At 38.4% G+C, this 8164-nt stretch carries 6 protein-coding genes; 3 read left to right on the top strand and 3 right to left on the bottom strand.

Annotation, left to right across the window (positions count from 1 at the left end):
- Positions 1 to 469 precede the first annotated feature (469 nt).
- From V6255_RS15605 to V6255_RS15595, 3 genes are all read right to left on the bottom strand, one after another.
- Entirely contained in the window at positions 470 to 1426 is a 957-nt protein-coding gene (locus tag V6255_RS15605; RefSeq protein WP_341628992.1) for a diguanylate cyclase, read from the bottom strand.
- A complete protein-coding gene (locus tag V6255_RS15600) occupies positions 1426 to 2424 on the bottom strand; it encodes a response regulator (RefSeq protein ID WP_341628991.1) in 999 nt (332 codons plus the stop codon). The genes V6255_RS15605 and V6255_RS15600 overlap by 1 nt, the downstream gene beginning before the upstream one ends.
- A gap of 364 nt (positions 2425 to 2788) precedes the next feature.
- A complete protein-coding gene (locus V6255_RS15595; RefSeq protein WP_341628990.1) occupies positions 2789 to 3742 on the bottom strand; it encodes a tRNA-dihydrouridine synthase in 954 nt (317 codons plus the stop codon).
- A 775-nt stretch (positions 3743 to 4517) separates the two neighbouring features.
- On the opposite strand from V6255_RS15595, the gene apt reads away from it, so the two are divergent.
- Genes apt through V6255_RS15580 form a run of 3 tightly spaced genes read left to right on the top strand, consistent with a single transcriptional unit; the run spans position 4518 to position 8135 of the window.
- Entirely contained in the window at positions 4518 to 5063 is a 546-nt protein-coding gene (gene apt / locus V6255_RS15590) for an adenine phosphoribosyltransferase (protein ID WP_341628989.1), read from the top strand.
- A gap of 3 nt (positions 5064 to 5066) precedes the next feature.
- The gene (dnaX, locus tag V6255_RS15585; protein WP_341628988.1) at positions 5067 to 7763 is read left to right on the top strand and encodes a DNA polymerase III subunit gamma/tau; all 2697 of its coding nucleotides are present in this window, start codon (positions 5067 to 5069) and stop codon (positions 7761 to 7763) included.
- A 42-nt stretch (positions 7764 to 7805) separates the two neighbouring features.
- Positions 7806 to 8135: a YbaB/EbfC family nucleoid-associated protein gene (locus tag V6255_RS15580; RefSeq protein ID WP_025566137.1), complete on the top strand. Its 330-nt coding sequence runs from the start codon at positions 7806 to 7808 to the stop codon at positions 8133 to 8135.
- Positions 8136 to 8164 lie beyond the last annotated feature (29 nt).

Raw genomic sequence — 8164 nt, 5'->3', positions numbered from 1 at the left:
ATAAGTTATTTTAACAAGTAAAATAGATAACTTAATTAGTGTGATTGGTATTAATCGTATTTAAAAATTTTATACAAGTCACCCTCTAAAATCGATATATATCCCTTAACATTCAAGGCGAAAAGTTAAGCAAGCGCATTCTAGGCTGAAAGAGGAAGGTTTAATGAGTTAAATTGACACTTTCTAACAATGAAAGTGCTTGTTTCACAGCTTGCTTTCTGGAACGTTATATCAATCTGTATAAATAAATGACTAGATAATTACTTAGATTGGTATTAGCTTGAAACCAATTCTGCGTTGTAACCTTTAATAAGGGGAATCGTTTTGCTTATTCGGAATTGAGATAATTATCCATACACTAAAAAGCACCCAATGAAGGGTGCTTGATTAACATTTTTAATGATTCGTTATCTATCGTGCTCTATTAGATGCAGTAAGTTATTTTGTTAGATGCGCTAAGCTATTGTATTTAATGTTCACTAACTCCAATTTGATTACGACCATTGTTCTTCGCAATATATAAGCCTAAATTTGCCACTTCAATTAACTTTTCATGATCAGTAATAGAGTCGGTCATTTGCGCGATACCAAAGCTTGCCGTCACTTTAACAACAGTACCTTGAAACTCAAAGTGTATTGCTTCAATAGCCTTGCGAAGACGCTCTGCGATTAACTTTGCACCCTCTAAATTCGTATCAATTAATAGCGATGTAAATTCTTCACCACCAAATCGCCCTGTAATATCTTCTTTTTTACTATTATCTTGTATTACATCAGCAATGCCTTTAAGCACTTCATCTCCAAACGTATGCCCATAGGTATCATTAACAATTTTGAAATGGTCGATATCAAAAAGTATCATGGAAGCTATGCGTCCTGATTTTTTATAAATTAGGAACTCACTAGCGCATCTTTCTCGCCAATAACCTTGGTTATTGAGCTGAGTTAACGTATCTGTTTGGCTTAAACGGGTAAGCTTTGCATTGGCTTTTTGAGAGGTTTGCTTAGACAACGCAACATCAGTCACATCATGAACAATCATACAAATTTGCGTTACAACACCGACTATGTCTGTAAGAGGTAAAAAAGTCACATTTTGATACATGAATTCGGCATTACTAGTAATAGGACGATAGCTTTTAAATTTGAATAAATAAGGGCGTTGTTCCCAAGTCGTAAACGCTTTGTTTTTTAATAAACAGACGCTTTTAACTTTCTGTTGTAACCAGTCTTCAGGAATACTGGTAAACACATCGGTAATTTTTTTATCCATCATGTGCGCGGTTAAAAAACCAGAATGGTTTTCCATGAAGCCATTCCAAACTTTGACATTGAAGTCTTTATCGATGATCACAATACCTACGTCTATGCTATGCACCATATCTATAAGCCAATGGATATCTTTTAATTCTATTGTTGCACTCATTAGTCTAAGAGGTATCCTATTTTATGTTGAATAACTTTAATTGATTCTTCAGTAAATAAAAGTAGTAGGTCACACTTGATGTCGTGATCTTGAATGCTATAACTAACTTCGATAGTAAGCGTTTTTTGCCAGTCTTTTTGGCGGCTTTTAATCAAGTCTTCTACTTTTCCATGTTGCCCTAAAACGCTAGGCTGGCCTTGGCTAAATTGAATATCTAACTGCTCTGCTAAACCATTTAAAAAAGCACCCACCAAAATGTTAGAAATATCATTCATGACCTCAAGTTCTAAATGGTCACTAATCATATTTTCATATTTAAGTAACTTCGTCATTTCATCAAAATTTGAGTCGTGGAAAATAACAATCGCTTCGCCGCTGATACCAGAGCTAATAAACCCCTGGGTGACTGCTGAAACCGTATTATCTTTTGCGATATTCGTCAGCGCCATATGCAATTCGCTGCTTTCAAAGGTATTTACATTAGGGACTGGCAGTAAAATAAAAACATCTAATAGCCGTCCTAGTAAATCACCCGCTCGGCCCATTGCAATATTAGCAACTTCCTGCAGTGCTTCTCGAACGCTGACTTTTTCTAAATTTTCTGGACTTGAAAGTGAGTTATGGCTGCCAGGCTTATAAATTCCATATTGCTCAAGGGTTGCAATCAGTTTGGGATTGTTGATGGGTTTTTCTATGAAATCCATCGCACCTAATTCTTTTACTCGGCGATGAGCTTCAGGCTGAATATCTCCTGAGATAACAATAACAATCGCTGGTAAATCATCTCGTTGAATTTCTTCTAATACTTGATATCCATCCATAATCGGCATATTCAAATCAAGGAATACTATATCGCCTTTCTTTTGGCGAATAGCTTCTAAGCCAATCTTACCATTCTCAGCAAAATTGACGGTAATGTCCCAATCTTTGGGTAATGAACGAGCAATTTGCTTTCTGGCTAACGCAGAATCATCACAAATTAAAATCGGTAAAGGCATGTTATTCCTATTATATGTCTGTAATAGTGCGAAGGCACAGAGATGGTTGCACTAGTTTAAAATACGTATCATTTTTCTACTACAATAAGAGTAGGCTAATAATGACAAAATAGAACTGATTTTAAATGCTTTTTTAGATTTATTGAGAAGTAGGTTTAAAACATAAAGAATAAAGTCGATGGTTTACATAAAATAAGCCCATGTTGTTCAGTCATCTCTATAAAATCAAGTGATAATAGAGAATGGCTTCGCGTTACGGTCGTACTGAATTTAATGAAAGAATAGAATGGCACTTCTTGTTTACTTTTATGTATCGCTCTATTACAGCGTTATATTGCTAAGCTTTTATTGTTCGTATTATCGCTTATTTTTCAGACTCAACTTGTTGTGCTTGTTGTAATGCCATTAACATTTCATCTGAATTGCGAATCGCTCTTACTGATTGCAAAAACGGATCGGCTTGTACATGTTGTATTTTCATAAACATGAGCCATTGTTTAATGCGACTAGGCATAAACTTTTCTTTATCTTCAATAACACGTAACCATTGAAAGTATTGTTCCATCATTTGTAAGTTTTGTAGCCAAGTATAAGGTGCTTCTAACCCTTTAAGTGCATTAGAAAGGTTAGGAACCGCCATAGCACCACGTCCTATCATCAAATGATCGCAGCCACTTATTTCAATACAACGCTGCGCATCTTCAAAACTGAAAATATCACCGTTAGCAATCACAGGAATATCGATAGCGTCTTTTATCTTTTTAATCCAATGCCAATGAGCAGGGGGCTTATAACCTTCATCTTTAGTACGCGCATGCACTGCTAACTCGCTTGCGCCTGCTTCGGCAATCGCTTGAGCATTTTCAATCGCCAAGCTTTTATCTTCATAACCTAAACGAATTTTTGCACTCACCACATGTTCGCTAGGCACTGCCTCTCGCACGGTTTTTACTATTTGATATAAGGCTTCAGGATCTTTTAATAACACCGCACCACCACGGCTTTTATTCACTGTTTTAGCTGGGCAACCAAAGTTTAAATCAATCCCGTCAGAGCCTAGTTTAATAGCGCGCGCTGCATTCATTCCTAAACATTGCGGGTCTTGACCGAGCAATTGAACACGAACAGGGGTGCCAAATTCAGTACGGCTCGCATTATGTAATTCAGGGCATAAGCGATAAAAAACACGCGAAGGTAAAGGCAATTCAACAACACGAACAAACTCAGTAACACAACGATCGATCCCGCCAAGTTGGGTTAAAAATTGGCGCATGTGGAAGTCCATCACACCTTCCATTGGAGCAAGCGTTATATGCATGAATGTTCTCAAGTAGTTATGGAGAAATTAAAGAGCGCGGATTATACCTGCTCCCTTTATATAAGATAAGCAAAAATAAGTATAAGCAGAAATAAATACCTTATTTCTCGTTGGCGTTTTGTGAGTCTTTAAAGCCAAAGCAATTAACCACGAAGACACAAAGGGTAGAGAAGGTTAGGTCAAAAGAGCTAATGACTAAATTATATTGATTTTCCTTCGTGTCCTTAGTGAAGCGCAGTGCTTCGTGGTTGCTTAAGTCCTTTAAGGTCAAAAGCAATTAACCACGAAGGAACGAAGAACAGAGAAGGTTAAGTCGAAAGCGTTAATGACCAACCATGTTGGTTGTTATTACTCTAGATGAATTATTTTTTGACCTTGGGGCGCTGGCTTTAGCCTGCTTGTTTTTACTGTTGTGTTTTCTTTTCACCTACTTGAAGCTTGGATTAAACTAATAAGATAATGACATAACCTGTTTATTATTAAGTTTCCTTCGTGTCCTGAGAGAAGGGCAGTCCTTCGTGATGACCCAATATTCTTTTAAATCCAAAGCATATTATCAATATCTATTCCCACTGTTTGTACAATCTCTAAGCTATTACTCATCATCGTTTTAGCCCTAAATAGAACTTCTTCAACTTCCAATACATCCACAAAAGTAAATCAGACGATTTTTCATGCAACAAATGAAAATAGTTACTCACTTTATGACAACACAACTTGCACTACGGCAAGCAACTATTTACCCTATGATATTAGATATTACAGGATAAAAAAGATGAGCATGGAATCATTAGCATTAATTAAGAATAGTATTAAAAGCATTAAAGATTACCCATTACCAGGCATTGTTTTTCGTGACGTTACCAGCCTGATTGAAAATGGTGAAGCATTCGCCGCAACAATTGACTTGTTCGTAGAGCGTTATAAAACACAAAAGATAGATAAAATAGTCGGTACAGAAGCACGTGGTTTCATTTTTGGTGCACCATTAGCTGCAGCGTTAGGCGTTGGTTTTATCCCTGTACGTAAGCCTAATAAACTACCTCGTGAAACGATTCAAGAAAGCTACGAGTTAGAGTACGGTAACGACATTTTACAGATCCACAAAGATGCTATCAAAAAAGGCGAAAAAGTCTTATTGATGGATGATCTACTAGCAACAGGTGGCACGGCAGAGGCATCGGTTAAATTAATCGAGCGCTTAGGCGGCGAAGTAATTGAAGCCGCTTTTGTTATCTCATTACCAGACTTACGTGGTGAAGAAAAACTAAAAGCCATGTCTGTTCCTGTTTTCTCTTTGATTGAATATGCGGGTGAATAATTAGTGAGCTATCAAGTTTTAGCACGGAAGTGGCGACCACAGTCTTTTAAAGAAGTCATTGGTCAACCGCATGTATTAACCGCATTAGAAAATGGGTTAACACAAGATCGCGTACATCATGCTTATTTGTTTAGTGGTACCCGTGGTGTTGGTAAAACAACTATCGCGCGTATTTTAGCAAAAAGTTTAAATTGTGAAACTGGCGTAACAGCAACTCCTTGTGGTGTTTGTGCTAACTGCCAAGCAATCGATCAAGGTCGATTCGTTGACCTATTAGAAATTGATGCGGCTTCTCGTACTAAAGTTGATGACACACGTGAACTATTAGATAACGTGCAATATAAACCAGCGCAAGGGCGTTATAAGGTTTATTTGATTGATGAAGTGCACATGTTATCTAAACATAGTTTTAACGCACTGCTAAAAACGCTAGAAGAGCCACCAGAATATGTGAAGTTCTTATTAGCAACGACTGATCCTCAAAAATTACCTATTACCGTCTTATCGCGTTGTTTACAGTTCCATTTAAAAGCCATCATGCCAGAGCAAATTGAACAACAACTAGCTGCGATTTTAGATCATGAAAAAGCAACATACGAACAACCTGCGTTAGGTGTTATTGCCAAAGCAGCAGATGGCAGTATGCGTGATGCTTTAAGCTTAACTGACCAAGCATTAGCGTTTGGCGCAGGCAATATCAAATATGCAGCCGTATTAAAAATGCTAGGCACGATTGACCAATCGCATCTACATTACTTATTACACTTCATTGCATCGGGTAATAGCCAAAAAGTCTTTGAAAAAATTCAAGAGTTTGTGCACTTAGGGGCTGACTTCTCAGCGCTACATCAAGAGCTAGCAAGCTTATGTCATCAAATTGCATTAATGCAATTACAACTCAATGCTAATGTCACCGAAAAAACGACTGTGCAATTACTAGCAGAACGTTTAACGCCGGAAGAAGTGCAGTTATTCTATCAAATAGCAGTACAAGGCTTTAAAGATTACGCCTATGCACCAAACGGCAAAGTAGCATTAGAAATGACCGTAATGCGTCTATTGGCTTTTAAACCTGCAAACTACATTGATATTGATGAATCAATGCTAGCTAAAGCGCAACAAGTTGAAACTATTGCGCCCGTTGTGTCAGAAGTTAATAGTGAGCAACAACCGCTTGTCGCAAGACCTGACGTTAGTACATCGACTCAATCAAAACCTGAATCGGTTGCATCTCAAGTGCCGCCAACAACAATTTCAACACCAGAGCCAGCACAGAAGGTGCCAAGTGAAATACCAGTCCAAGCTGCGCCAGCTCAACCAGAAGCGAACCTAATAAAAGCGGAAACTCAGAGCGCACCTCAGCAGACTATGCCAGAACAGCAACCAATGCCTGAGGCCTCTAATTATCAGCCTAGCCATCAAGCGTCTGCTTATACTGCTACGGCGCCAGATACGGCTCTGGAACCAGAGACTACACCGGAAATGGCGCCTGAAGCTGCTTTTGAAAATGTCCCTGAAAATATGAATGCACCAGAGCAACATGTTGCTCCGACTCAATATGAACAAGCAACAGCACAACCGGTTTCAACACAACCAGTGCAAAGCGAACCTGCGCCTGCAAGCTTTGATCTTGCGGCGACAACAAACTCTCGTAATATGTTACGAAGCCATCGTTTAAAGCGAGAAGAACTAAAAAAGATTGAAGCGGCAACTGAGCAACAGACACCAAAAGCAAACGATCGGTTTGCCGCACCTGAAGTAACAGCCCAAGCAACACCAAGCGTTGAACCGCTAGAAAAGAAAGTCGTTGAACCGTCAACTGTCAATCATGCAGCGCGCAATATAACGACAGCATCAGTAGAAAAAACACCGATGCCTACAAAAAAAGTTGAAGCAAAAAGGAATGAAGGCTCAACTAACGAGCAAGAATTACCGCCTTTAACAAGCTACCAAGAACAACCACATAATCACAATAGCTATGATGATTATGGCGATGCTGATTATAGCAAGGAACATAACGACTACTTTGATAATCAGGCTGAAGGGGGTGATATAGCTACACCTCCAGCACCTGATAATCATGTTCAGAATGACTACTTCGAAGATACTAAACCTGTGCCAGCGAAAGTTGATGCTGCTCCTCAAGCATCAGCCAATGTACAAGCGAATAACGCTCAATTAGTAGTGGCTAAATCTGCAATAGCAAATCATGATATTTCAGCATTACATCATTCAGAAGTCGGTACGGAAGTACAGCTAATGAATGACCCAAGCTTACAAAATCCTGAAATTGATATTGCCGCTTACGTTGAAGATAAAATGACAGACGCTTGGTTCTTAGCTATTAAAGCGATGGAATTAGTGGGATTTGAAAAATTATTAGCAAAAAGTTGTGTTATGCAGCAAAAAGATCAATCTATAGACTTGAAATTACATCAATCGCAAGCACATCTATTAAATAATCAAAGTTTGTGTGATGACTTAAAAAACAAACTGAGTCATTACTATGGTCAGCAATACACTATTACCATTGAGCAAGGTTCAGTAGAAGGGAGCCACACTCCAATGGAATTAGAACAGGTTGTATATCAACAATATCTTGATAATGCCAAAGTATCGATTAAAAACGACCCAATTGTACAGACACTTGTGCGAGATTATGCTGCAAAAGTCTATGAAAATAGCGTAGTGCCGCTATAATCGGCATAGTTTCATTAACTAATTAATATAAAGAGAGAAGATATGTTTAATAAAGGCGGAATGGGCGACTTAATGAAAAAAGCCCAAGAAATGCAAGAGAACATGCAAAAAGCACAAGCTGAAATTGCAAACACAGAAGTCGTTGGCGAATCAGGTGCAGGCCTAGTTAAAGTGACTTTGTTAGGTAACCACAATGTACGTAAAGTTGAAATTGATCCAAGCTTGTTTGAAGACGACAAAGACATGATCGAAGACCTAGTAGCAGCGGCAATGAATGATGCAGTACGTCGTGTTGAAGAAGTTAATAAATCTAAAATGAGTGGTTTAACTGGCGGTATGGATTTACCACCTGGCTTCAAAATGCCTTTCTAGGCTTTGTGCCACAAAAGACATCATTAATA

Source organism: Psychromonas arctica (assembly GCF_038155225.1).
Lineage (GTDB): Bacteria > Pseudomonadota > Gammaproteobacteria > Enterobacterales > Psychromonadaceae > Psychromonas > Psychromonas arctica_B.
This window is presented reverse-complemented; position numbering and strand designations above follow the sequence as displayed.

Bases quoted from the DNA above. Each gene is read 5' to 3' on its own strand.
- V6255_RS15600 (WP_341628991.1), bottom strand. From the start codon at position 2,424: ATGCCTTTACCGATTTTAATTTGTGATGATTCTGCGTTAGCCAGAAAG.
- V6255_RS15580 (WP_025566137.1), top strand. From the start codon at position 7,806: ATGTTTAATAAAGGCGGAATGGGCGACTTAATGAAAAAAGCCCAAGAA.
- apt (WP_341628989.1), top strand. From the start codon at position 4,518: ATGAGCATGGAATCATTAGCATTAATTAAGAATAGTATTAAAAGCATT.
- V6255_RS15605 (WP_341628992.1), bottom strand. From the start codon at position 1,426: ATGAGTGCAACAATAGAATTAAAAGATATCCATTGGCTTATAGATATG.
- V6255_RS15595 (WP_341628990.1), bottom strand. From the start codon at position 3,742: ATGCATATAACGCTTGCTCCAATGGAAGGTGTGATGGACTTCCACATG.